Below are 23,063 nucleotides of genomic sequence, written 5' to 3'. Positions count from 1 at the left end.
GCATGAGTTGTGTTCCCATCTTACGATTAGTAGTAGTCTGATCAAACAAAGATTCAGAATACGATTTGAGAGGGAGTTGTCTACATGAAGACAGTATTGATTTTGAATTTTCCTGCGGAAGGCCATGTGAATCCTACCTTAGGCATTACAAAAGCGTTTTCCGATAAGGGATATGATGTCCATTATATCTCCACTGAAAAATATAAAAAACGTTTAGAAGCAGCGGGAGCAACTGTCCATCTTCACAGGGATCTGCTGAGAACAACACCTATTCATGTCGGTTCGCCCAATGGCATTCTTGAATTCGTCAAAATCCATATTAAAACGTCATTGGACATTTTACAGATTGTTAAAGACTTATCTAAAAGCATTCAATTTGATTTTATTTATTATGATAAATTCGGCGCGGGGGAATTGGTGAGGGATTACTTAGATATTCCAGGAGTCTCTTCATCGGCGTCTTTCCTGTTTGGAGAGGAGCATCTGAAAATCCTGCCGCTGCATCCGGAGTCTGGAGCGCCGCTTGAATTGGATCAAGAGTGCGAAGACCTTTTGGAAAAAATGAAAGAAACGTACGGTGTTGCCCCGAAAAACCTGGTTCAATTCATGAACAATAAAGGGGAATTGAACGTAGTGTATACAAGCCGTTATTTTCAGCCGGAAAGTGATCGTTTCGGGGACGAGTGTCTGTTTATCGGCCCGAGCTTTCCAAAGAGAGCGGAAAAAACAGATTTCCCGATTGAACAGCTAAAAGATGAAAAAGTCATTTATATTTCAATGGGGACTGTACTGGATCATACAGAGGAATTCTTCAACCTTTGTATCGATGCATTTTCCGCCTTTAACGGAAAAGTCGTCATCGCTGCTGGAGAAAAAGCAGACTTGACCAAATTAAAGCAGGCCCCAGAAAACTTTATCATTGCTCCGTATGTCCCTCAGCTGGAAGTGCTGGAGCAATCGGATGTTTTCATTACACACGGCGGAATGAACAGCGTAAACGAAGGGATTCATTTCAGCGTGCCACTGGTTGTCATGCCTCATGACAAGGACCAGCCGATGGTGGCGCAGCGTCTCTCTGAACTGCAAGCAGGCTATGTCATCTCTAAAGATGAAGTCAATGTCCAACTATTAAAACAGGCTGTAGATGAGGTTTTACACAACGATCAGTATACGGCGGGCATTAAAAAAATCAATCAAAGCTTCAAAGAGTGCATGGAGATGGAAGAAGTGATGGAGCGGATTGAGGAATTGATTCGCCAAAAAAACAGATAAGAAAAAGAACTCCCGTACCCTTGTACGGGAGTTCTTCATTTAAAACTTGATTTTGATCTTTTGAGCATCACTGATTTTATGATGGTTATGGTCAAAGACGTCACTTGTCGTGATTTCGATCCACTTGATCTCTGCTTTCTTCTGATCTGCTTCTTTATCATGAGCATGGCCGCTTGATGCGTTCACAATAAAGCCGAGATTACCGGACTTTTCGGCGCCGCCTTCCAATTCGCCGTTTAACTCTTCAAGATAAATATCTTTGTTCCAATCAAAGGTTTCGCCTGTATTTGTTTTCATCAAGGCAATCGGCGCAACATTTACTTTTTTTGAAGAGGTGTTCTTAATATCAACGAAAACCTTAACGAAATCGAACTCTTCATCGTGTGTTAACTCATGAAAATAATCAATCATGCTGTAGTCCGGGCGCAAGTGGATCAGCTTCATCTCTTTTACCGTTAACTCCACGTCGCCAATCTTATAGGTTTTGTTCACTTGTTTGATATCTTTTAAGACAGCTTTTCCCTTATCATCCGAAAACGTTTGGCCGACCTTAAGCAATGACCGGTCATCAGTTACCTGGGAATTAGGCTGATAATCATCTGTACTGTCCTTCTGGGATAAAGTGCTTTGCGGCTCGGCCTTTACTGTTTTCTCCCCGCCTGCATACTGTTTTTCAGTACTGGCGTTTGATGAGCAGCCCGCAAGCATGATGGCAAAAACCAAAATTGAAAGAATTCTTCTCATGATGATTCCTCCATTAAAAAGAGATCCCGTTACTTCATACAAGCAACGGGACACCTTGTATTCTTTTACTTATCGTTAATCTTAATGTTGTATTGTAAAGCCTTGAAGACATTTTTGGCGATTTCTGTATTATCGATTTGGCCGGCAAATGTCTCACTAGACGGACCGTACGCATAGACGGGAACATCTTCACCGGTATGGCCCCCTGTTGTCCATCCAGTGTGAGAGCGTTTATTGAAAATGTTTTCGATGGCGTTATCGATATCCAGCACTTCCTTCGATTTGGCCGCTTCTTCAACCGATTGAATTTCGGATTTTGTTAAAGCCAATTTCTTTTGATCGATATATGTTTTTAACGTTTTTTCAACATTCGCGCCGTCAGCGATCTTTTCTGCCATAAAGTCAGGTGTGCGCTTTGCGGCTTTAATGGGTTCACTGAACCAATTGTAGATGCCGTCCGCACCGATGGAATATCCGCCGGTTGAGTGGTCAGCCGTTGCCACAACCAATGTGTGCTTGTCTTTTTTGGCGAAATCAATAGCCGCCTTATAAGCTTGTTCGAAGTCTTCCATCTCGCTCATGGCGCCGACGATATCATTGTCATGGCCCGCCCAGTCAATTTGGCTGCCTTCCACCATGAGGAAGAATCCGTCTTTATCCTTGTTTAACTTTTTAATCGCTGTGTTTGTCATATCTTTAAGTGAAGGAATATCCTTCGTCCGGTCAATCTTTTTAGGCAGGCCGCCGTCAGCGAATAGGCCGAGAACTTGGCTGTCTTTATTTTTCAGCATGTCTTTCCGGTTATCCACATAGCTGTATCCCGCTTTTTTGAATTCCTTGATCAAATTACGGTCCTTACGGTCAAAATTGCTCTTTCCTCCGCCTAGAAGAACATCAATTTTGTGCTTGCCGTTGACCATTTCATCAAAATAATCATCTGCAATTGAATTCATATTTTTTCGGCTGTGGTCGTGTGACCCGAAAGAGGCCGGAGTGGCGTGTGTAATTTCTGAAGTAGCCACAAGTCCTGTTGCTTTTCCTTTTTCTTTCGCAGCTTCAAGCACCGTTTTGGCCTCTGACCCGTCATTATCCACGGCTATGGCATTATTGTATGTTTTAATTCCCGCAGACATAGCCGTTGCCGCCGCTGCAGAATCCGTTACATTTTGTTCTGGATCATCGGGGTAAGTTGTTTGCTGGCCGACAAGATACTGATCAAAAGCAGTAGGCTCCACAGCTTTTGTCTTTTTATTATCCTTTAAGTATCGATAAGCAGACGTATAAGACACACCCATACCATCACCAATCAGAACAATAACATTCTTAATTTCGTCTTGGTTCCCCTTTTTCTTTTCCTGGGCGCTGGCTTCAGGCACACTGCCGCCGGCTAAGCTGCTGAACGCAATAGATGATAAAACCGCGATAGGCAGTAATTTCTTCGGGAATTTTTTCAACTGGATAACCTCCTAAAATAGATAAATCTCAATGACAACCCAATTATATTTTTAAACTGTTAAGCTGGTATTAATCGATTTTAAAGATTGGATTTACAAGAATAATAAACTGAGGCCCTTAAATAATGATTATTCTTTTATGAGAAGTTTTAGAAGGAGAGAGCGATAGTACTAAAGAAATAAATTGAAGGTATGGATACTGGTCGTGAGTAGGAGGACTGATAACTGATATCGTCCCATATAAACAACCCGCTTACATCTTGAACTATCAGGATTCTTTTAACGAACTTCTCTTTTACGGCATCATTTAATTTAGGAGGGAACAACATGGATGTTTTTTCTGAGTATTTAGCGGGGATTGATGACCCGTTCCACCGCGATAGAACCGATGAGGTGTTGACTTGGATAAAAAATAAATATCCAAATTTACATACAGAAATAAAATGGAACCAACCGATGTTTACGGATCACGGTACATTTATTATTGGTTTTAGTGTTTCTAAAAAGCATTTAGCTGTCGCTCCTGAAAAAGTAACGATAGCGCACGTAAAGGATGATATTGTGAAGGCCGGATATGACCACACCGAGCAGCTAATACGTATCCCCTGGAACGGTCCAGTTGATTACACGCTACTTGAGAAAATGATTGAGTTTAATATTCTGGATAAGGCGGACTGCTCCACTTTTTGGCGGAAATGAAAAAAGTAGAAAAGGCATAACATATTAGCTGTTTAAAATATGCTACGCCTTTTCATTTGTCTTTTTTTTAATTTTGATCATCTATTGCTGCTTTTACTCAAACAAGGTCTTTTCATGGAGCGTAAGCTGACTCGCAGAATAATGATCACCTTGCTTCCATTTCACTTCAATGGTTATATCATGGCCTTCAAGCTCATGTTCATCTAACCGCTCTAAAAAAGAAACAGACTTTTCTTTTGCGCTTCCATCACGAAAAGTGCCACCGGAATAGTCACGCATTGGAATTTCTGTGTTAGAATTCAGCAGAACCTCATTATCCTTTTTTACAATCAGTGATTCCAAATAAGTGTCGGCTGTTTCATTTGTATCGCCGATCCAATAAAGTTCGCCGCTGTATTCATTCGGTGCATCTTCATTTTTTTTGAAAACAGCTTCCCAATTCTGATCTTTGCTTTCTCCCTGCCAATTCGGATACTCCAAACGAACATGATGAATCAGGCGATAGGAAAAAAAGATTAGGCAGAAAGCGATGAATAGGAATGCCGTGAAAATGAGAGGGTATTTATAATGACTGGACATAAAAGACTCCTTTTCGTTTAATCAATTACCTTCAAAAAAAGAATTTCATCCCGAATCAAAATGCCGTTTTCAGCTATCACGGGAATCGCCGGCTTGAGCCTCCGCGCTTTTTCAACTGCGTTTGGAAACACTGCCGCGAATTGATAGCCTCTCTTTTGATAAAACGCCATCGCATGTACATTATCATTCGTTGTGATAAGCTTTATTCGCTGACAATGTGCATGCTTAGCTGTCGCTTCAACCTGCTGAAGTAAAGCGGTGCCGATTCCTTTATTTTCAATCATACTATCTAATGAAATAATTTCACAGTCTTTCCCATCTATTGTGTATGTAATGCAGCCAATGATTTCGCCGCTCTCATTTACGGCGGCAAATCCATCTATTTCATCACACCGAAAAATGCCGCTGGAAATCGCCATCTCGGGTGTACCCCAATGCTTGGCAAAAAAATCGGTCAACATCTGTTTCGCTATCTCATTGTTTGGGATGATGATCATCGTAACACTCCTCTATTGAAAGTATACGATCAATATATACAATAAAATGAACACTAAGAAAATAGATGTTGAGGTGACGGCATGGAAATCAACGATGTTATTTACGGACAGCACCATATAGACGGAGTGCTGGAAGAGCTTATCAAAAGCGCTCCGATGCAAAGATTAAAAGGAATCTATCAAGGCGGAGCAAGCTTTTTAGTCAATCGAAAGTGGAATGTGACCAGGTATGAGCACTCCATCGGCGTGATGCTCCTCATCAAAAAGCTCGGAGGAACGATAGAAGAGCAGATTGCAGGCCTGCTCCATGATGTATCACACACGGCTTTTTCACATGTGGCCGACATTGTTTTTGAAAATCATGCCGAGGACTATCATGAAAACATCTATCAACAAGTCATTGTTCACTCTGAAATCCCGGACATTTTACAAAAATACGGCTATCAAAGCGAAGAACTTTTATTTGACGATTCAAAATGGACGTTGCTCGAACAGCCTGCACCGGAGCTGTGTGCTGATCGGATAGACTATACGCTGCGTGATATGTACCGATATGGGCACATTAGTCTGCACGAAGCGCAAACCTTTTTGGATCATCTTATTGTGAGAAACGGAAGGATGTTTCCGGACGGTATCGAAGCCGCCGAATGGTTTGTCGGTGTGTATTACAAAGAAGTGATTGATTTCTTTTTAGATCCCGTGAATGTATATGGATATGAATATTTAGCGCGAGCGTTGAAGGCAGCGCTGCGGCATCATGTCATATCCGCAAAGGATCTGCTGAAAACGGATCAAGAGGTACTGAACATCCTGTGGTCATCAAAAAATGAAGAAGTTCTGAGCTTGCTTACATCCATTCATCCCGGCATACAAGTAATAGAAGATGACATCCAGTACGATTTTCATCAAAAGAAGAAAATGCGTCTTATCGACCCATCTATTTTTCACGATGACAAATGGATCAAATCCTCAGATGCTTCTGAACAGGTGAGGAAAATGGGTGAGGCAGCCTATCAAAAAGCAAAAAAAGGTGTGTATATCAAAATCTTAAATCAGTAATTGCCGCCTGACAGCGGCTTTTTCATGTTTGGCTTTACAAGTTGAGGGGAATAGGACAAACTGCGGGAACGTTTTATGAGAACATCAGCGCATTTACATACCATTCGGGGGTATAGTATTATCGAGAGGGCATGTTATTTTTCATTGTCTGCGGGCAAAAGTTACAGTAAAAAAATGAAGCAAAGGAGAATGAACATGAAAATCTCTAAAAATGCACTGGGAATTCTGATGTTATCTCTTGTTTTTGTTTTATCAGCGTGCGGCAACAATAACAGTACGAAACAAAGCACACATGACAATTCCTCAACACATGAAGAGATGGACCATTCCGGATCAGCTGACGTTCCAGAGGGATTACAGGAATCTAAAAATCCAAAATACAAAGTAGGCAGCCAGGTAATCATCAAGGCTTCCCATATGAAAGGCATGAAAGGTGCCGAAGCCACAGTGACAGGCGCCTACGATACAACGGCGTATGTTGTCTCTTATACTCCGACAAACGGAGGACAGCGCGTGGATCATCACAAATGGGTCATCCAAGAAGAAATCAAAGATGCCGGAGATAAAACGTTACAACCCGGAGATCAGGCGATTTTAGAGGCTTCTCATATGAAAGGCATGAAAGGAGCAACAGCTGAGATCGACTCCGCGGAAAAAACAACTGTATACATGGTTGACTATACATCGACAACAAGCGGCGAAAAAGTGAAAAACCACAAATGGGTCACCGAAGATGAGCTTTCAGCTAAATCATAAAAAAAATCCTCCTTTTACAAGGAGGATTTTTTTGCTGTCTGAACAGGTCTGGTCAAAGAAATGAAAGCAAACAGGACAGCGATGATCACAATCGATCCGCCGCACCATGCCGTTGACACCACAGTACCCGTCTGATCCAAAACAACACCGCCAATGGCTGAGCCAAGGGCAATTCCGACTTGGAGGGCCGATGTGTTAAAGCTTTGCTGAATGTCAGAGGAATCTGGTGCAATTTCAATTAAATAGCTTTGCTGAGCGGGGGCGAGGCTCCAGCTCAGAAGACCCCAAATGACCATGACAGGCAAAAAGAAAATCATAGACGATGTAGACAGCGGCAGTAAGAACATAATGATGGCAAAGGAACCGGTTACCAGCAAAATGCTCTTAAAAGAACCAAGCCGGTCTGAAAGCGCTCCTCCGAAAGGGCCTCCGCATACAGCGGATATCCCGAAAAGGAAATAACAAATGCTGACCCAGAAAGAACTCAGGTGAAGAGTTTCTTCTAAAAACGGAGCAAAGTAGGCATACAGTGTATAATGCCCAGCCAATGTAAACATCGTGACGAGATGTGAACTCGCAATTTTCAGATTGCCAACCGTCTTGAGTTGTTCCCGGAAAGGAATCATTTTCTCTGCTGGTATTCTTTCAAAGAAGATTGAAATAATCAGCATGGAGACCAGCGCCAACAGGCCGATGCCAAGGAACAAAATCCGCCATCCGAAAGAATCGCTGATTAAGATACCGAGCGGCACGCCCAATGCGATCGCGGAGCTGAATCCCATAAAAATAATTCCGATTGCGCGGGCTCTGTATTCAGGCGCTACAATTTTCGGGGCAATCGTTAAAGAAAGTACAACAATCAGCCCTGTACTCATCGCCGCCAATACCCTGGATACCATCAGTGTTGCAAAATTAGGGCTGAAGTAGGCGACAAGATTGCTAAGGAAGAAAACAAATAAAGCAATTAAATATAAGCGCTTCCGCTCAACCTTCGCAGTCAATGCTAAAAGCAAAGGCCCAGATACTGCATATCCCAGCGCAAATACACTGATCAGCTGTCCGGCTGAAACAATGGAAATGTCTAAATCATTTGCGATCTGAGGAAGAATCCCTCCCACAATTAACTCAACCAATCCGACTGCAATCGTAGAAGCTGCAAGCAGGAAAACTTTGAAATTCATAACAAACTCCTTTACTTAAATGTTTTGATAAATAAAAAAAATCCTGATTACAAAAAATGTCATAAACAAATTTTGTAATCAGGATTTTACGGTTCCTGGTAGACACCCTCAAACCATATTATTGAGGTTATACAAGTGATAATAGCTATTTAATTGATTCGTTTCCGTTGATGAGTGTAACACATTATGAATGAATCTTCCATAGAAAAATTTACAAAACGATGAACCGGACAAAAATATGATTATATTTATTTTATAAAAGTATAGACATTTAAAATTAAATGACTATAATAATACATGTAAGCGTTTCAATAACAGGGGGGATAGCAGTTGAAAAAAATATTACTTGCGTGCAGTTCAGGAATGTCTACCAGTTTATTGGTGACAAAAATGAAGGAATACGCACAGTCTATCGGTGAGGAAGCAGAGATTTGGGCTGTTGGCCAAGATAAGGCAAAAGAAGACATGAGAAAAGCGGATGCCGTTTTGATTGGTCCGCAAATGAGCTTTCTGAAAAGCGAACTCCAAAAAGAGGCGGATCAATACAACATTCGAGTTGAAGTCATTGACATGATGGCCTACGGAATGGCGGATGGGAAAAAAGCGTATGAGCAGGCATTGTCCTTAATGGTGAATCAATAATGGAACAGATGAAAATCACGAATTTAACAGACGAGCAAATCAGTTTTCAGCTAATCCTGCACAGTGGAAATGCCCGCAGCTGCATCATACAATCACTGCGCGCCTATAAAGAAGGGAACAAGGACGAGGCGGATGTCCTCATTGCCAAGGCGGAGCAGGATTTATCCGCGGCCCATGACATTCACTTTCAAATGATACAGAAGGAATCCGGCGGAGAAGCAGCTGCTTTCTCATTGCTGCTTATGCATGCGGAGGATCACCTGATGTCAACATTATCCATGAAAGAATTAGTGAAAGAGATGCTTGATCTCTTTAAAACCAAGAATCTATAAATAATCGGGGTGGATAGGGTGTTCGAGAAAATCAGCCAATTCCTTGTTCCAATTGCAGGGAGGTTAAACAATAACCGCTATTTGCAAGTGCTGCGTGATGCATTTATGCTGGCTTTCCCGCTGACGATATTCGGGTCCATTTTTGTCGTGTTAACGAATTTGCCGTTTCTAAACAAAATCATGAACGCCTCAATGCTTACATCGTTTCAGTCTCATTTCGGCATTGCCTCCACGGCGACTATGGGCATTATGTCTGTCTTTGTTGTGTTCGGGATAGGCTATTACCTGTCAAAAAGCTATCAGGTCGAAGCTGTATTTGGCGGAGCGATCGCTTTGGTTTCCTTTTTGCTCTTAACGCCATTTATCGTTCAGCCGGAAACAGGAGATGCCATTACAGGGGTTATCCCGGTCGACCGTCTCGGTGCAAAAGGGATGTTTCTTGGCATGATTACGGCATTTCTTTCTGGTGAAATCTACAGAAGAATCGTTCAGAAAAACCTGACAATCAAAATGCCAGCCGGTGTTCCGCCTGCTGTAGCAAAATCATTTGCCGCACTTATTCCGGCTTTTATCACATTGACCGTATTTTTGCTGATTAACGTAATGGTGACTCTGTTTTTCAAAACAAATATGCACGACGTCATTTATCACGCGATTCAGGCTCCGCTTGTCGGACTTGGAAGCGGTATCATTCCGACGCTGATTGCCGTGTTTTTCATTCAAATTCTTTGGTTTTTCGGACTGCATGGACAGATCATTATCAACTCCGTAATGGACCCGATTTGGAATACATTGCAGGTAGAAAACCTTTCTGCTTACACGGCGGGAAAAGAAATTCCTCATATTATTTCAAAACCGTTTATGGAGATTTATACAGTAGGGATGGGCGGAACGGGGATGACGCTTGCGATTGTATTTACCATTCTCATCTTCATGAAAAGCAGGCAGATGAAGCAAGTATCAAAACTTGGCCTCGCTCCCGGTATTTTTAACGTAAACGAACCGATTATCTTCGGGCTTCCTATTGTCATGAATCCGATCATTATTGTGCCTTGGGTGCTGGCGCCGATGGTTGTTACGCTCGTCACCTATCTGGCCATGTCAGCGGGGCTCGTTCCGCCTCCGACTGGTGTGACGGTGCCGTGGACGGTTCCATTATTCATTAATGGCATCATGGCGACGAACTCGATCATGGGGGGCGTGATGCAGCTTATCAATCTGCTGATTGTCTTCGTGATTTGGTTTCCGTTCCTAAAAGCAATGGATAAATTAAATCTGGCAAAAGAAAAAGAACAGGCTGTGCAGGAAACAGCTGCTCAGCAAAATGATAACAGCATTAAAATGTGACATAAGGGGAGAGAGACTTGGCACAAACAGAACAATATCGTTTTCCGAAAGATTTTTGGTGGGGATCATCCGCTTCAGCAACACAAACGGAGGGTGCTGCCGACAGAGACGGAAAAGGGCAGAATATATGGGATTATTGGTTTGAGAAAGAACCGCATCGTTTTTTTGACCATGTCGGACCCGCAGCCACATCCCAATTTTACGACAATTATAAAGAAGATATCAGGCTGATGAAGGAGCTTGGCCACAACTCGTTCCGGATGTCGATTTCCTGGTCGCGTTTCATACCAGACGGAACAGGCGAGATCAACGATAAAGCCGTAAATTTCTATAATAATGTCATTGATGAGTTGATCGCTAACGGAATTGAACCTTTTGTCAATTTGTTTCATTTCGATATGCCGATGGCGCTTCAAAAAATCGGCGGCTGGGTAAACAGAGAGACGGTTGACGCTTATGAAAACTATGCAAGAACGTGTTTCCGTTTGTTTGGCGGCAGAGTGAAAAAATGGTTCACGCATAATGAACCAATCGTTCCCGTAGAAGGCGGCTACTTATATGATTTTCATTATCCAAACAAGGTCGACTTTAAAGAGGCTGTCCAGGTCGGATTTCATACGATGCTGTCAAGTGCCCGCGCGATTCAGGCTTACAGGGAGATGGAACAGGACGGAAAAATCGGCATCATTTTAAATTTGACCCCATCATACCCGAGAAGCAGCCATCCGGCGGATGTGAAAGCCGGAAAAATCGCAGACGCGTTTTTTAACAGATCCTTTTTAGACCCATCTGTCAAAGGCGAGTTTCCGAAAGAGCTGGTTGACATTTTGAAGAATGAAGGCTTTATGCCTGATTACAACCCTGAAGATCTTGACATCATCAAAAAGAACACGGTTGACCTGTTGGGAGTGAATTATTACCAGCCGAGACGTGTGAAAGCAAAAGAACATCTTCCGAATCCCGACGCTCCTTTTTTGCCGGACAGGTATTTTGATCCTTACGTCATGCCGGGCCGCAAAATGAATCCGCATCGGGGCTGGGAGATCTATGAAAAAGGCATTTATGATATTTTGGTCAATTTAAAAGAAAACTACGGGAACATCGAGTGTTTTATCTCTGAAAACGGCATGGGAGTTGAAGGCGAAGAGCGCTTCAGGGATGAACAAGGCATGATTCAGGATGATTACCGGATTGAATTTATAAAAGAGCACCTTAAATGGATTCACCGCGCCATGCAGGAAGGATCGAACGTAAAGGGCTATCACTTATGGACGTTCATGGACAACTGGTCTTGGACAAATGCCTACAAAAACCGATACGGGTTTGTATCAGTCAATCTCGAGAAAGAAGGAGAAAGAACCGTCAAAAAGAGCGGAAAATGGTTCAAAACGGTTGCTGAGCAAAACGGTTTCTAGATTTTCTTAAGGTCAAGATCTTCCGGCAATCATCATGATGAATAGAGATGACGAACAGCCGCAACATTGATGAAATAGGGAAAAGAACTTATGATATCCGTAAAAGCTTATGTGATATCAGACTCTAACAGCTGCCGGAGGATACCAATGAATAAATACGAAATCATTGCAAATGAAATGAGAAAAAGAATTAAAAATAACGTATATCCGATCGATCAGCCCATTCCTGATGAAGTATCTCTTGCAAAAGAATTTAACTCAAGCCGTATGACGATGAAGAGAGCCTTGGATAATTTAGTTGCCGAGGGTCTGCTGTTCAGAAAACGCGGCCATGGCACGTTTATTATTCAATCTGCAATACAGGATGACCATGTCCATGTAGTCAGCAATGAGATTCTGGGATTGACCAACTTGCTGAAAGATAAAAAAATCAAAAGCAAGGTCATTCAGTTTGAAGTGCAATTTCCCACTGAGGAAGTGGCCGCCCATTTGTCTATTGATCAGAAAACACCGGTTTATTATGTCGTTCGGCTGCGGATTGTAGAAGGTGAACCCTATGTACTGGAAAAAACATATATGCCGACGCATTTAATCCCGGGCATTAATGACGATGTCCTTCATGATTCGATCTACAATCATATTACAAATGTGCTGCAGCTCAAAATCGCCGGAACACACCGGAAAATCAGAGCCTGCAAATCCGATCATATTGACCAGCAGCATCTGGGCTGCAAACAGGATGATCCAATTCTTGAAGTTGAACATGTGGGCTTCTTAGATACCGGGATTCCATTTGAATATTCCTTTTCACGTCATCGGCATGACAAGTTTGTTGTGACTTCTGTAAACATACGGCGCTGATTGCGGAGACAACAAGGAGGCCATCTGCATGCTTGGCGGTATTGAAGCAGGCGGCACAAAGTTTGTTTGTGCTGTCGGCAGAGAAGATGGAACGATCATTGACAGGAGAGAATTCCCCACAAAGATGCCGGATGAAACGATAGAGAAAGTGATTCAATATTTTCGCCAATTTTCATTACAGGCAATCGGCATCGGCTCCTTTGGTCCTGTTGATAACGATAAAGCCAGTCAAACATACGGTACCATTACGGCCACGCCGAAAGCGGGCTGGAGACACTATCCCTTTTTGCAAACCGTTAAGAACGAAATGAAAATCCCAGTCGGATTTAGTACGGATGTTAACGCTGCAGCGCTGGGTGAATTCCTTTTCGGTGAAGCGAAGGGGCTCGACAGCTGCCTGTATATAACGATTGGCACTGGCATAGGCGCGGGGGCTATTGTAGAGGGGAGGCTCCTTCAGGGGCTGTCACACCCAGAGATGGGCCATATTTATATCCGGAGGCACCCGGATGACGTATACCAAGGGAAGTGCCCTTATCATGGAGATTGCTTTGAAGGCTTAGCTTCAGGCCCCGCTATTGAAGCCCGCTGGGGAAAAAAAGCTGCTGATTTATCAGATCTAACCCAAGTCTGGGAACTGGAAGGGTACTATATTGCCCAAGCGCTGGCTCAGTATATTTTGATCCTTGCACCTAAAAAAATCATTCTTGGCGGCGGCGTCATGCAACAGAAACAAGTGTTTCCTTATATCTATCAATATGTACCGAAGATCATGAACAGCTACTTTAATTTTTCTGAATTATCGGAAAATATAAGTGATTATATAGTACCTCCACATTTAGGCAGTAATGCAGGAATCATCGGCACGCTGGTTTTAGCGCAACAGGCCTTGCAAGTAGAGTCAGCATCCGGGGAGGTGCGATCATGAAGCACCCTATATTTTTGGAGCCTGTTTTTAAAGAAAGAATATGGGGGGGAACAAAGCTTTACGATGCTTTCGGCTACACAATACCCTCAGAAAAAACAGGTGAATGCTGGGCCGTTTCTGCACATGCTCATGGTCCGTCGGTTGTAAAAAGCGGTCCGCTGGCAGGAAAGACACTTGATCAAGTATGGCAAGATCATCCGGAGTTCTTCGGGTTTCCGGATGGTAAGGTGTTTCCGCTTTTGGTAAAGCTGCTTGATGCAAATATGGATCTCTCCGTGCAAGTCCATCCTGATGATGATTATGCAAAACTGCACGAAAACGGTGATCTTGGTAAAACAGAGTGCTGGTATATAATAGATTGCAAAGATGACGCCGAACTGATTTTAGGACATCACGCAAGCACAAGGGAAGAGTTCAAACAGCGAATTGAAAGCGGTGATTGGAACGGGCTGCTGAGGAGAATCAAAATTAAGCCGGGAGATTTCTTTTATGTGCCAAGCGGTACACTCCATGCTTTATGTGAAGGAACCTTCGTCCTTGAAATCCAGCAAAACTCTGATACCACGTATCGCGTATACGATTATGACCGCTGTAATGACCACGGTGAAAAAAGATCTCTTCATATAGAAAAAGCCATGGAAGTCATAACGATACCGCATATTGATAAAGCGCATACACCTGAAGTGAAAGAAGCTGGTAACGCGGAGATCACTGTTTATGTGCAATCAGATTATTTCTCAGTGTACAAATGGAAGATTAGCGGCCGAGCTTCTTTTCCTTCTCATCAAACCTATTTGCTGGGCAGTGTGCTGAGCGGATCAGGACGAATCATCAATAATGGTATTCAGTATAAATGCACTGCAGGCTCACACTTTATTCTGCCTGCGCATTTTGGCGAATTTTCAATAGAAGGAAACTGTGAATTCATGATATCTCACCCTTAATGAATGGAGGAGTTGGATGTGGTTAAGAAATATATGATCTCTTTGCTCATTTTATTTTTACTTGCGTCTGCTGTTTTAGCAAAACCAATTGAAGCGCATACTGTGTCTCCTGTAAATCCTAATGCACAGCAGACAACAAAAGCAGTGATGAATTGGCTTGCTCATCTGCCGAACCGAACGGAAAACAGAGTTCTTTCTGGCGCGTTCGGAGGTTACAGTCATGACACATTTTCTATGGCTGAGGCTGATAGAATCCGAAGCGCCGCCGGGCAATCGCCTGCTATTTACGGCTGTGATTATGCCAGAGGGTGGCTTGAAACAGCAAATATTGAAGATTCAATAGATGTAAGCTGCAACAGCGATTTAATTTCGTATTGGAAAAATGGCGGAATTCCGCAAATCAGTTTGCACCTGGCGAACCCTGCTTTTCAGTCAGGGCATTTTAAAACACCGATTACAAATGATCAGTATAAAAAAATACTAGACTCTTCAACAGTAGAAGGGAAGCGGCTAAATGCCATGCTCAGTAAAGTTGCTGACGGACTTCAAGAGCTGGAGAACCAAGGTGTGCCAGTTCTATTCAGGCCGCTGCATGAAATGAACGGTGAATGGTTTTGGTGGGGACTTACATCATATAATCAAAAGGATAATGAAAGAATCTCTCTATATAAACAGCTCTACAAGAAAATCTATCATTATATGACCGACACAAGAGGACTTGATCATTTGCTTTGGGTTTACTCCCCCGACGCCAATCGAGATTTCAAAACCGATTTTTACCCTGGTGCGTCTTACGTGGATATTGTCGGACTAGATGCGTATTTCCAAGACGCCTATTCGATAAAAGGATATGATCAGCTAACGGCGCTTAATAAACCATTTGCTTTTACAGAAGTGGGCCCGCAAACAGCAAACGGCAGCTTCGATTACAGCCTGTTCATCAATGCCATAAAACAAAAATATCCTAAAACCATTTACTTTCTCGCATGGAATGATGAATGGAGCCCAGCAGTAAACAAAGGTGCTTCAGCTTTATATCATGACAGCTGGACGCTCAATAAGGGAGAAATATGGAATGGCGATTCTTTAACGCCAATCGTTGAATGAATGATTTTCACAAATTAGAAGGTGCTCAAGAAGTTTCATTGAGCACCTTCCCGCCTTGATTAGGCATTCATATCGCCTAACCCCGGACTACCCTGCCGAAGGGTCTATGACTTGTAACTCTCCGCCATTTCGGCTGGAGATTTCCCTTGATAGATTTCGCCGATTCTCGTTTCATCGAACCTGAAGGTAAACTGTGCATCATGGTAGCCTAATTCAACATACTCTTTGCACTGTTAATATCATAATTTGGAACAGGGGAGAGCTTCGCCAACTCAACGCCCAATGTCTCGAGCGATTTCGCAAATGCATTCTGGTGAGCATTGTCGCGTACAATCAAAAAAGCAAGTGTTTCCCGAAACGTCTGATTAGAGCTCATTTCATAAATCCTTGTTTTTGGCAGTACGCCTGTCGACTCAAGAAGCAAGTTATCCAACAGGTCAGTAATTAAGTTTCCGTTGTTATACACCCATCTAATATTGTTTGTAAGATGAGATAAAATATATACAAAACAAAGGCGTAAAAGAAGAAAATAAAAAATACAGGAAAAGTATTGACCAAATAAAACAGGCATGATATATTATTAAACGTCGCTGATGAACAGCGTGAAACAAAGCGAAAAACAAAAAAGTTTTTCTAAGGTGTTTACAAGAATTTTAAAATGTGTATAATAAGAAAAGTCGAATTGAAAAAGATTCGAAAAACATTTTTAAAAAAACTTCTTGACTTCAACGACGAATGATAGTATGATAGTTAAGTCGCTTGATAAGCGCCCGTAGCTCAATTGGATAGAGCGTTTGACTACGGATCAAAAGGTTAGGGGTTCGACTCCTCTCGGGCGCGCCAATATAAGATATCACGCGGGTGTAGTTTAGTGGTAAAACCTCAGCCTTCCAAGCTGATGTCGTGAGTTCGATTCTCATCACCCGCTCCATTATTGAATGATCTTTGAAAACTAAACAAGACAAAACGTACCTGTTAATTCATTTTTATAAATCGCACAGCGATGTGCGTAGTCAGTCAAACTACTTTATCGGAGAGTTTGATCCTGGCTCAGGACGAACGCTGGCGGCGTGCCTAATACATGCAAGTCGAGCGGACAGATGGGAGCTTGCTCCCTGATGTTAGCGGCGGACGGGTGAGTAACACGTGGGTAACCTGCCTGTAAGACTGGGATAACTCCGGGAAACCGGGGCTAATACCGGATGCTTGTTTGAACCGCATGGTTCAAACATAAAAGGTGGCTTCGGCTACCACTTACAGATGGACCCGCGGCGCATTAGCTAGTTGGTGAGGTAATGGCTCACCAAGGCGACGATGCGTAGCCGACCTGAGAGGGTGATCGGCCACACTGGGACTGAGACACGGCCCAGACTCCTACGGGAGGCAGCAGTAGGGAATCTTCCGCAATGGACGAAAGTCTGACGGAGCAACGCCGCGTGAGTGATGAAGGTTTTCGGATCGTAAAGCTCTGTTGTTAGGGAAGAACAAGTACCGTTCGAATAGGGCGGTACCTTGACGGTACCTAACCAGAAAGCCACGGCTAACTACGTGCCAGCAGCCGCGGTAATACGTAGGTGGCAAGCGTTGTCCGGAATTATTGGGCGTAAAGGGCTCGCAGGCGGTTTCTTAAGTCTGATGTGAAAGCCCCCGGCTCAACCGGGGAGGGTCATTGGAAACTGGGGGACTTGAGTGCAGAAGAGGAGAGTGGAATTCCACGTGTAGCGGTGAAATGCGTAGAGATGTGGAGGAACACCAGTGGCGAAGGCGACTCTCTGGTCTGTAACTGACGCTGAGGAGCGAAAGCGTGGGGAGCGAACAGGATTAGATACCCTGGTAGTCCACGCCGTAAACGATGAGTGCTAAGTGTTAGGGGGTTTCCGCCCCTTAGTGCTGCAGCTAACGCATTAAGCACTCCGCCTGGGGAGTACGGTCGCAAGACTGAAACTCAAAGGAATTGACGGGGGCCCGCACAAGCGGTGGAGCATGTGGTTTAATTCGAAGCAACGCGAAGAACCTTACCAGGTCTTGACATCCTCTGACAATCCTAGAGATAGGACGTCCCCTTCGGGGGCAGAGTGACAGGTGGTGCATGGTTGTCGTCAGCTCGTGTCGTGAGATGTTGGGTTAAGTCCCGCAACGAGCGCAACCCTTGATCTTAGTTGCCAGCATTCAGTTGGGCACTCTAAGGTGACTGCCGGTGACAAACCGGAGGAAGGTGGGGATGACGTCAAATCATCATGCCCCTTATGACCTGGGCTACACACGTGCTACAATGGACAGAACAAAGGGCAGCGAAACCGCGAGGTTAAGCCAATCCCACAAATCTGTTCTCAGTTCGGATCGCAGTCTGCAACTCGACTGCGTGAAGCTGGAATCGCTAGTAATCGCGGATCAGCATGCCGCGGTGAATACGTTCCCGGGCCTTGTACACACCGCCCGTCACACCACGAGAGTTTGTAACACCCGAAGTCGGTGAGGTAACCTTTTAGGAGCCAGCCGCCGAAGGTGGGACAGATGATTGGGGTGAAGTCGTAACAAGGTAGCCGTATCGGAAGGTGCGGCTGGATCACCTCCTTTCTAAGGATATTATACGGAATATAAGACCTTGGGTCTTATAAACAGAACGTTCCCTGTCTTGTTTAGTTTTGAAGGATCATTCCTTCGAAACGTGTTCTTTGAAAACTAGATAACAGTAGACATCACATTCAATTAGTAATACAAGATATCACATAGTGATTCTTTTTAACGGTTAAGTTAGAAAGGGCGCACGGTGGATGCCTTGGCACTAGGAGCCGATGAAGGACGGGACGAACACCGATATGCTTCGGGGAGCTGTAAGCAAGCTTTGATCCGGAGATTTCCGAATGGGGAAACCCACCACTCGTAATGGAGTGGTATCCATATCTGAATTCATAGGATATGAGAAGGCAGACCCGGGGAACTGAAACATCTAAGTACCCGGAGGAAGAGAAAGCAAATGCGATTCCCTGAGTAGCGGCGAGCGAAACGGGATTAGCCCAAACCAAGAGGCTTGCCTCTTGGGGTTGTAGGACACTCTGTACGGAGTTACAAAAGAACGAGGTAGATGAAGAGGTCTGGAAAGGCCCGCCATAGGAGGTAACAGCCCTGTAGTCAAAACTTCGTTCTCTCCTGAGTGGATCCTGAGTACGGCGGAACACGTGAAATTCCGTCGGAATCCGGGAGGACCATCTCCCAAGGCTAAATACTCCCTAGTGACCGATAGTGAACCAGTACCGTGAGGGAAAGGTGAAAAGCACCCCGGAAGGGGAGTGAAAGAGATCCTGAAACCGTGTGCCTACAAGTAGTCAGAGCCCGTTAACGGGTGATGGCGTGCCTTTTGTAGAATGAACCGGCGAGTTACGATCCCGTGCAAGGTTAAGCAGAAGATGCGGAGCCGCAGCGAAAGCGAGTCTGAATAGGGCGCATGAGTACGTGGTCGTAGACCCGAAACCAGGTGATCTACCCATGTCCAGGGTGAAGTTCAGGTAACACTGAATGGAGGCCCGAACCCACGCACGTTGAAAAGTGCGGGGATGAGGTGTGGGTAGGGGTGAAATGCCAATCGAACCTGGAGATAGCTGGTTCTCTCCGAAATAGCTTTAGGGCTAGCCTCAAGGTAAGAGTCTTGGAGGTAGAGCACTGATTGGACTAGGGGCCCCTACCGGGTTACCGAATTCAGTCAAACTCCGAATGCCAATGACTTATCCTTGGGAGTCAGACTGCGAGTGATAAGATCCGTAGTCGAAAGGGAAACAGCCCAGACCGCCAGCTAAGGTCCCAAAGTATACGTTAAGTGGAAAAGGATGTGGAGTTGCTTAGACAACCAGGATGTTGGCTTAGAAGCAGCCACCATTTAAAGAGTGCGTAATAGCTCACTGGTCGAGTGACTCTGCGCCGAAAATGTACCGGGGCTAAACGTATCACCGAAGCTGCGGACTGTTCTTCGAACAGTGGTAGGAGAGCGTTCTAAGGGCTGTGAAGCCAGACCGGAAGGACTGGTGGAGCGCTTAGAAGTGAGAATGCCAGTATGAGTAGCGAAAGAGGGGTGAGAATCCCCTCCACCGAATGCCTAAGGTTTCCTGAGGAAGGCTCGTCCGCTCAGGGTTAGTCGGGACCTAAGCCGAGGCCGAAAGGCGTAGGCGATGGACAACAGGTTGATATTCCTGTACCACCTCCTCACCATTTGAGCAATGGGGGGACGCAGGAGGATAGGGTAAGCGCGGTATTGGATATCCGCGTCCAAGCAGTTAGGCTGGGAAATAGGCAAATCCGTTTCCCATAAGGCTGAGCTGTGATGGCGAGCGAAATATAGTAGCGAAGTTCCTGATTCCACACTGCCAAGAAAAGCCTCTAGCGAGGTGAGAGGTGCCCGTACCGCAAACCGACACAGGTAGGCGAGGAGAGAATCCTAAGGTGATCGAGAGAACTCTCGTTAAGGAACTCGGCAAAATGACCCCGTAACTTCGGGAGAAGGGGTGCTCTGTTAGGGTGAAAGCCCGAGAGAGCCGCAGTGAATAGGCCCAGGCGACTGTTTAGCAAAAACACAGGTCTCTGCGAAGCCGTAAGGCGAAGTATAGGGGCTGACGCCTGCCCGGTGCTGGAAGGTTAAGAGGAGCGCTTAGCGTAAGCGAAGGTGCGAATTGAAGCCCCAGTAAACGGCGGCCGTAACTATAACGGTCCTAAGGTAGCGAAATTCCTTGTCGGGTAAGTTCCGACCCGCACGAAAGGCGCAACGATCTGGGCACTGTCTCAACGAGAGACTCGGTGAAATTATAGTACCTGTGAAGATGCAGGTTACCCGCGACAGGACGGAAAGACCCCGTGGAGCTTTACTGCAGCCTGATATTGAATGTTGGTACAGCTTGTACAGGATAGGTAGGAGCCTTGGAAGCCGGAGCGCCAGCTTCGGTGGAGGCATCGGTGGGATACTACCCTGGCTGTATTGACCTTCTAACCCGCCGCCCTTATCGGGCGGGGAGACAGTGTCAGGTGGGCAGTTTGACTGGGGCGGTCGCCTCCTAAAAGGTAACGGAGGCGCCCAAAGGTTCCCTCAGAATGGTTGGAAATCATTCGCAGAGTGTAAAGGCACAAGGGAGCTTGACTGCGAGACCTACAAGTCGAGCAGGGACGAAAGTCGGGCTTAGTGATCCGGTGGTTCCGCATGGAAGGGCCATCGCTCAACGGATAAAAGCTACCCCGGGGATAACAGGCTTATCTCCCCCAAGAGTCCACATCGACGGGGAGGTTTGGCACCTCGATGTCGGCTCATCGCATCCTGGGGCTGTAGTCGGTCCCAAGGGTTGGGCTGTTCGCCCATTAAAGCGGTACGCGAGCTGGGTTCAGAACGTCGTGAGACAGTTCGGTCCCTATCCGTCGCGGGCGCAGGAAATTTGAGAGGAGCTGTCCTTAGTACGAGAGGACCGGGATGGACGCACCGCTGGTGTACCAGTTGTTCTGCCAAGGGCATCGCTGGGTAGCTATGTGCGGACGGGATAAGTGCTGAAAGCATCTAAGCATGAAGCCCCCCTCAAGATGAGATTTCCCATTCCGCAAGGAAGTAAGATCCCTGAAAGATGATCAGGTTGATAGGTCTGAGGTGGAAGTGTGGCGACACATGGAGCTGACAGATACTAATCGATCGAGGACTTAACCACATTTTGAATGATGTCACACCTGTTATCTAGTTTTGAGAGAACACTCTCAATTTGTTTGGTGGCGATAGCGAAGAGGTCACACCCGTTCCCATACCGAACACGGAAGTTAAGCTCTTCAGCGCCGATGGTAGTCGGGGGTTTCCCCCTGTGAGAGTAGGACGCCGCCAAGCTTTTATCTTAATTATATCATCGCGGGGTGGAGCAGTTCGGTAGCTCGTCGGGCTCATAACCCGAAGGTCGCAGGTTCAAATCCTGCCCCCGCAACCAAATTATTTTGAATGAAAAAAGGAGTGCCCAAAGGGTGCAACCGAAATAATACACTATATAAATATGGTCCGGTAGTTCAGTTGGTTAGAATGCCTGCCTGTCACGCAGGAGGTCGCGGGTTCGAGTCCCGTCCGGACCGCCATTAATGTAAACGAAACGATCATGTTTTCGTTTTTTTTGTGTTTTCTTTTACTGTATCTTCTGCTTGGTGTCTTAGCCAAGCTTTCTTTATATCGGCAACTTCTTGGATATTCTAGCAAAATTCGATAAACTAGGGAGAGCACATATAGGCATAACCAGGGTTGAAAGGAGGTTTTGCTTCATGGATGAATTTGATTTGATACATAGCATTACTCCACGGACCATTCACCATTCTTCCGTTGATGTAGGAATTGGTGATGATGCAGCGCTCTACACTGCGAAACACGGCGTTCAGGAAATTGTTTGTGTTGATACTATGGTAGAAGACGTGCACTTCAAATTACACTATTCCTCACCTGAAGATATCGGGTATAAGGCGTTAGCCGTTAATATAAGTGATATTGCCGCGATGGGCGGCATTCCTAAATATTATTTGGTATCAATTGCGGTACCTTCAAAATGGACTAAAGCTGAAATCAAGGCGATGTATGAAGGAATGAATGAACTGGGGAAACTATATCATATGGATCTGATTGGCGGTGATACAGTCTCTATCTCTGACAAATTAGTCGTAACTGTCACTGTGATCGGTGAAGTAGAAAAGGGAAGGGCCTGTTTACGCAGCTTGGCTAGACCGAATGATATAGTGTTTGTAACGGGTGAAATCGGTTCTTCTGCAGCAGGACTTTCTTTATTGCTGGAAGAGACTAATCTTCAAAACTCATCTGTGGAAACGGATTACTTTATCCACAGGCATAAACGGCCTCAGCCAAGAGTAAGTGTCGGCAGATTGTGCTCAAGTATGAATCGGGCGGCTTTAAATGATATTAGTGACGGATTGGCTAGTGAACTGAACGAGATTGCAGAAGCCAGCTGTGTTTCAATTGAAATTGATGAAAGCATGCTTCCAATTCATTCTGATCTGCCTAAGCTTCATCGTAATTGGAAAGAATGGGCTTTGTTTGGCGGTGAGGATTTTGAGCTGACAGGGACGGTTTCAAATGACGAGTGGGAAGTGTTGAAGCAGAAGTGTGAAACGCATCAACTGCCCATTACAAAGATTGGCCATGTCAGAGAAAAAACAGAATCCAACGTGATCCTAAAAACTGATAACGGATTAAGGATCTTAGAGAAAAAAGGATATAATCATTTTAAATAAGACA

Annotated in this window: 18 protein-coding genes, 4 tRNA genes, 3 rRNA genes, 1 pseudogene and 1 riboswitch; of the genes and pseudogenes, 20 read left to right on the top strand and 6 right to left on the bottom strand. The window is 44.8% G+C overall.

What is annotated here, in order from left to right:
* Positions 1-84: 84 nt before the first annotated feature.
* The gene (locus QA442_RS19420) at positions 85-1,272 is read left to right on the top strand and encodes a macrolide family glycosyltransferase (protein WP_095432038.1); all 1,188 of its coding nucleotides are present in this window, start codon (positions 85-87) and stop codon (positions 1,270-1,272) included.
* Between the two features lie 39 nt (positions 1,273-1,311).
* On the opposite strand, the gene QA442_RS19415 is transcribed toward QA442_RS19420, so the two are convergent.
* Positions 1,312-2,016, bottom strand: coding sequence for a membrane lipoprotein lipid attachment site-containing protein (locus QA442_RS19415; RefSeq protein ID WP_095432037.1), 705 nt, complete (start codon positions 2,014-2,016; stop codon positions 1,312-1,314).
* Positions 2,017-2,081: 65 nt separating this feature from the next.
* Positions 2,082-3,470, bottom strand: coding sequence for an alkaline phosphatase family protein (gene phoB, locus QA442_RS19410; protein WP_095432036.1), 1,389 nt, complete (start codon positions 3,468-3,470; stop codon positions 2,082-2,084).
* 327 nt (positions 3,471-3,797) lie between these two features.
* On the opposite strand from phoB, the gene fra reads away from it, so the two are divergent.
* A complete protein-coding gene (gene fra / locus QA442_RS19405) occupies positions 3,798-4,169 on the top strand; it encodes an iron chaperone frataxin (protein WP_095432035.1) in 372 nt (123 codons plus the stop codon).
* Positions 4,170-4,262: 93 nt separating this feature from the next.
* On the opposite strand, the gene QA442_RS19400 is transcribed toward fra, so the two are convergent.
* On the bottom strand, positions 4,263-4,748 hold the full coding sequence (locus QA442_RS19400) for a YdhH/YoaO family protein (protein WP_095432034.1): 486 nt from the start codon (positions 4,746-4,748) through the stop codon (positions 4,263-4,265).
* Between the two features lie 17 nt (positions 4,749-4,765).
* The gene (locus tag QA442_RS19395) at positions 4,766-5,245 is read right to left on the bottom strand and encodes a GNAT family N-acetyltransferase (protein WP_069149059.1); all 480 of its coding nucleotides are present in this window, start codon (positions 5,243-5,245) and stop codon (positions 4,766-4,768) included.
* Between the two features lie 81 nt (positions 5,246-5,326).
* On the opposite strand from QA442_RS19395, the gene QA442_RS19390 reads away from it, so the two are divergent.
* Together QA442_RS19390 and QA442_RS19385 are read left to right on the top strand one after the other, a co-directional pair.
* Positions 5,327-6,304 (top strand): HD domain-containing protein, encoded by a 978-nt coding sequence (locus QA442_RS19390; protein WP_071581907.1) that lies wholly within the window; start codon positions 5,327-5,329, stop codon positions 6,302-6,304.
* A gap of 144 nt (positions 6,305-6,448) precedes the next feature.
* Entirely contained in the window at positions 6,449-7,060 is a 612-nt protein-coding gene (locus tag QA442_RS19385; protein WP_080488084.1) for a YdhK family protein, read from the top strand.
* Positions 7,061-7,074: 14 nt separating this feature from the next.
* On the opposite strand, the gene pbuE is transcribed toward QA442_RS19385, so the two are convergent.
* On the bottom strand, positions 7,075-8,241 hold the full coding sequence (pbuE, locus tag QA442_RS19380; protein WP_014662995.1) for a purine transporter PbuE: 1,167 nt from the start codon (positions 8,239-8,241) through the stop codon (positions 7,075-7,077).
* Positions 8,242-8,296: 55 nt separating this feature from the next.
* A riboswitch (purine riboswitch) is annotated at positions 8,297-8,396 on the bottom strand.
* A gap of 175 nt (positions 8,397-8,571) precedes the next feature.
* Between pbuE and QA442_RS19375 the strand changes: the two genes are divergently transcribed.
* From QA442_RS19375 to gmuG, 8 genes are all read left to right on the top strand, one after another.
* A complete protein-coding gene (locus QA442_RS19375) occupies positions 8,572-8,883 on the top strand; it encodes a PTS sugar transporter subunit IIB (RefSeq protein ID WP_014475989.1) in 312 nt (103 codons plus the stop codon).
* Entirely contained in the window at positions 8,883-9,215 is a 333-nt protein-coding gene (locus QA442_RS19370) for a PTS sugar transporter subunit IIA (RefSeq protein WP_095432932.1), read from the top strand. Before QA442_RS19375 ends, QA442_RS19370 begins: the two co-directional genes overlap by 1 nt.
* An 18-nt stretch (positions 9,216-9,233) precedes the next feature.
* Positions 9,234-10,562: a PTS cellobiose transporter subunit IIC gene (celB, locus tag QA442_RS19365; protein WP_015715334.1), complete on the top strand. Its 1,329-nt coding sequence runs from the start codon at positions 9,234-9,236 to the stop codon at positions 10,560-10,562.
* A gap of 17 nt (positions 10,563-10,579) precedes the next feature.
* A complete protein-coding gene (gene gmuD, locus QA442_RS19360; protein WP_095432933.1) occupies positions 10,580-11,977 on the top strand; it encodes a 6-phospho-beta-glucosidase GmuD in 1,398 nt (465 codons plus the stop codon).
* A gap of 147 nt (positions 11,978-12,124) precedes the next feature.
* Positions 12,125-12,838, top strand: coding sequence for a transcriptional regulator GmuR (gmuR, locus tag QA442_RS19355; RefSeq protein WP_014662999.1), 714 nt, complete (start codon positions 12,125-12,127; stop codon positions 12,836-12,838).
* A 28-nt stretch (positions 12,839-12,866) separates the two neighbouring features.
* On the top strand, positions 12,867-13,766 hold the full coding sequence (locus QA442_RS19350; RefSeq protein ID WP_095432934.1) for an ROK family protein: 900 nt from the start codon (positions 12,867-12,869) through the stop codon (positions 13,764-13,766).
* On the top strand, positions 13,763-14,710 hold the full coding sequence (gene manA, locus QA442_RS19345; RefSeq protein WP_095432935.1) for a mannose-6-phosphate isomerase, class I: 948 nt from the start codon (positions 13,763-13,765) through the stop codon (positions 14,708-14,710). The genes QA442_RS19350 and manA overlap by 4 nt, the downstream gene beginning before the upstream one ends.
* Before the next feature lie 18 nt (positions 14,711-14,728).
* Complete coding sequence (gmuG, locus tag QA442_RS19340) at positions 14,729-15,817, top strand: mannan endo-1,4-beta-mannosidase (RefSeq protein ID WP_095432936.1); 1,089 nt, start codon at positions 14,729-14,731, stop codon at positions 15,815-15,817.
* 90 nt (positions 15,818-15,907) lie between these two features.
* On the opposite strand, the pseudogene QA442_RS19335 reads toward gmuG, so the two are convergent.
* Positions 15,908-16,295, bottom strand: a pseudogene (locus tag QA442_RS19335) (manganese catalase family protein); the annotation flags it as partial.
* A 288-nt stretch (positions 16,296-16,583) separates the two neighbouring features.
* Between QA442_RS19335 and QA442_RS19330 the strand changes: the two are divergent.
* The 8 genes from QA442_RS19330 to thiL all read left to right on the top strand — a co-directional run bounded on the left by QA442_RS19330 (position 16,584) and on the right by thiL (position 23,059).
* A tRNA-Arg gene (locus tag QA442_RS19330) sits at positions 16,584-16,660 on the top strand.
* Positions 16,661-16,674: 14 nt separating this feature from the next.
* Positions 16,675-16,748: transfer RNA gene (locus tag QA442_RS19325), tRNA-Gly, on the top strand.
* A gap of 96 nt (positions 16,749-16,844) precedes the next feature.
* Positions 16,845-18,394 (top strand): 16S ribosomal RNA (locus QA442_RS19320).
* Between the two features lie 170 nt (positions 18,395-18,564).
* Positions 18,565-21,492: ribosomal RNA gene (locus QA442_RS19315) — 23S ribosomal RNA — on the top strand.
* Between the two features lie 54 nt (positions 21,493-21,546).
* Positions 21,547-21,662 (top strand): 5S ribosomal RNA (rrf, locus tag QA442_RS19310).
* Together the 16S, 23S and 5S rRNA genes with 4 tRNA genes alongside form the textbook arrangement of a ribosomal RNA operon.
* A 20-nt stretch (positions 21,663-21,682) precedes the next feature.
* A tRNA-Met gene (locus tag QA442_RS19305) sits at positions 21,683-21,759 on the top strand.
* Between the two features lie 65 nt (positions 21,760-21,824).
* Positions 21,825-21,901, top strand: a tRNA-Asp gene (locus QA442_RS19300).
* Positions 21,902-22,081: 180 nt separating this feature from the next.
* Entirely contained in the window at positions 22,082-23,059 is a 978-nt protein-coding gene (gene thiL, locus QA442_RS19295) for a thiamine-phosphate kinase (RefSeq protein ID WP_095432102.1), read from the top strand.
* The last annotated feature ends 4 nt before the right edge of the window (positions 23,060-23,063 follow it).

The organism is Bacillus stercoris (assembly GCF_029772985.1).
Lineage (GTDB): Bacteria > Bacillota > Bacilli > Bacillales > Bacillaceae > Bacillus > Bacillus stercoris.
The sequence above is the reverse complement of the archived record's forward strand: the minus strand, read 5'-3'. Positions and strand labels throughout refer to the sequence as shown.

What these genes read in the sequence shown, in the direction of transcription:
- QA442_RS19420 (WP_095432038.1), top strand. Translation starts at nt 85, where the DNA reads ATGAAGACAGTATTGATTTTGAATTTTCCTGCGGAAGGCCATGTGAAT.
- QA442_RS19415 (WP_095432037.1), bottom strand. Translation starts at nt 2,016, where the DNA reads ATGAGAAGAATTCTTTCAATTTTGGTTTTTGCCATCATGCTTGCGGGC.
- fra (WP_095432035.1), top strand. Translation starts at nt 3,798, where the DNA reads ATGGATGTTTTTTCTGAGTATTTAGCGGGGATTGATGACCCGTTCCAC.
- QA442_RS19400 (WP_095432034.1), bottom strand. Translation starts at nt 4,748, where the DNA reads ATGTCCAGTCATTATAAATACCCTCTCATTTTCACGGCATTCCTATTC.
- QA442_RS19395 (WP_069149059.1), bottom strand. Translation starts at nt 5,245, where the DNA reads ATGATCATCATCCCAAACAATGAGATAGCGAAACAGATGTTGACCGAT.
- QA442_RS19390 (WP_071581907.1), top strand. Translation starts at nt 5,327, where the DNA reads ATGGAAATCAACGATGTTATTTACGGACAGCACCATATAGACGGAGTG.
- pbuE (WP_014662995.1), bottom strand. Translation starts at nt 8,241, where the DNA reads ATGAATTTCAAAGTTTTCCTGCTTGCAGCTTCTACGATTGCAGTCGGA.
- QA442_RS19370 (WP_095432932.1), top strand. Translation starts at nt 8,883, where the DNA reads ATGGAACAGATGAAAATCACGAATTTAACAGACGAGCAAATCAGTTTT.
- gmuR (WP_014662999.1), top strand. Translation starts at nt 12,125, where the DNA reads ATGAATAAATACGAAATCATTGCAAATGAAATGAGAAAAAGAATTAAA.
- QA442_RS19350 (WP_095432934.1), top strand. Translation starts at nt 12,867, where the DNA reads ATGCTTGGCGGTATTGAAGCAGGCGGCACAAAGTTTGTTTGTGCTGTC.
- manA (WP_095432935.1), top strand. Translation starts at nt 13,763, where the DNA reads ATGAAGCACCCTATATTTTTGGAGCCTGTTTTTAAAGAAAGAATATGG.
- thiL (WP_095432102.1), top strand. Translation starts at nt 22,082, where the DNA reads ATGGATGAATTTGATTTGATACATAGCATTACTCCACGGACCATTCAC.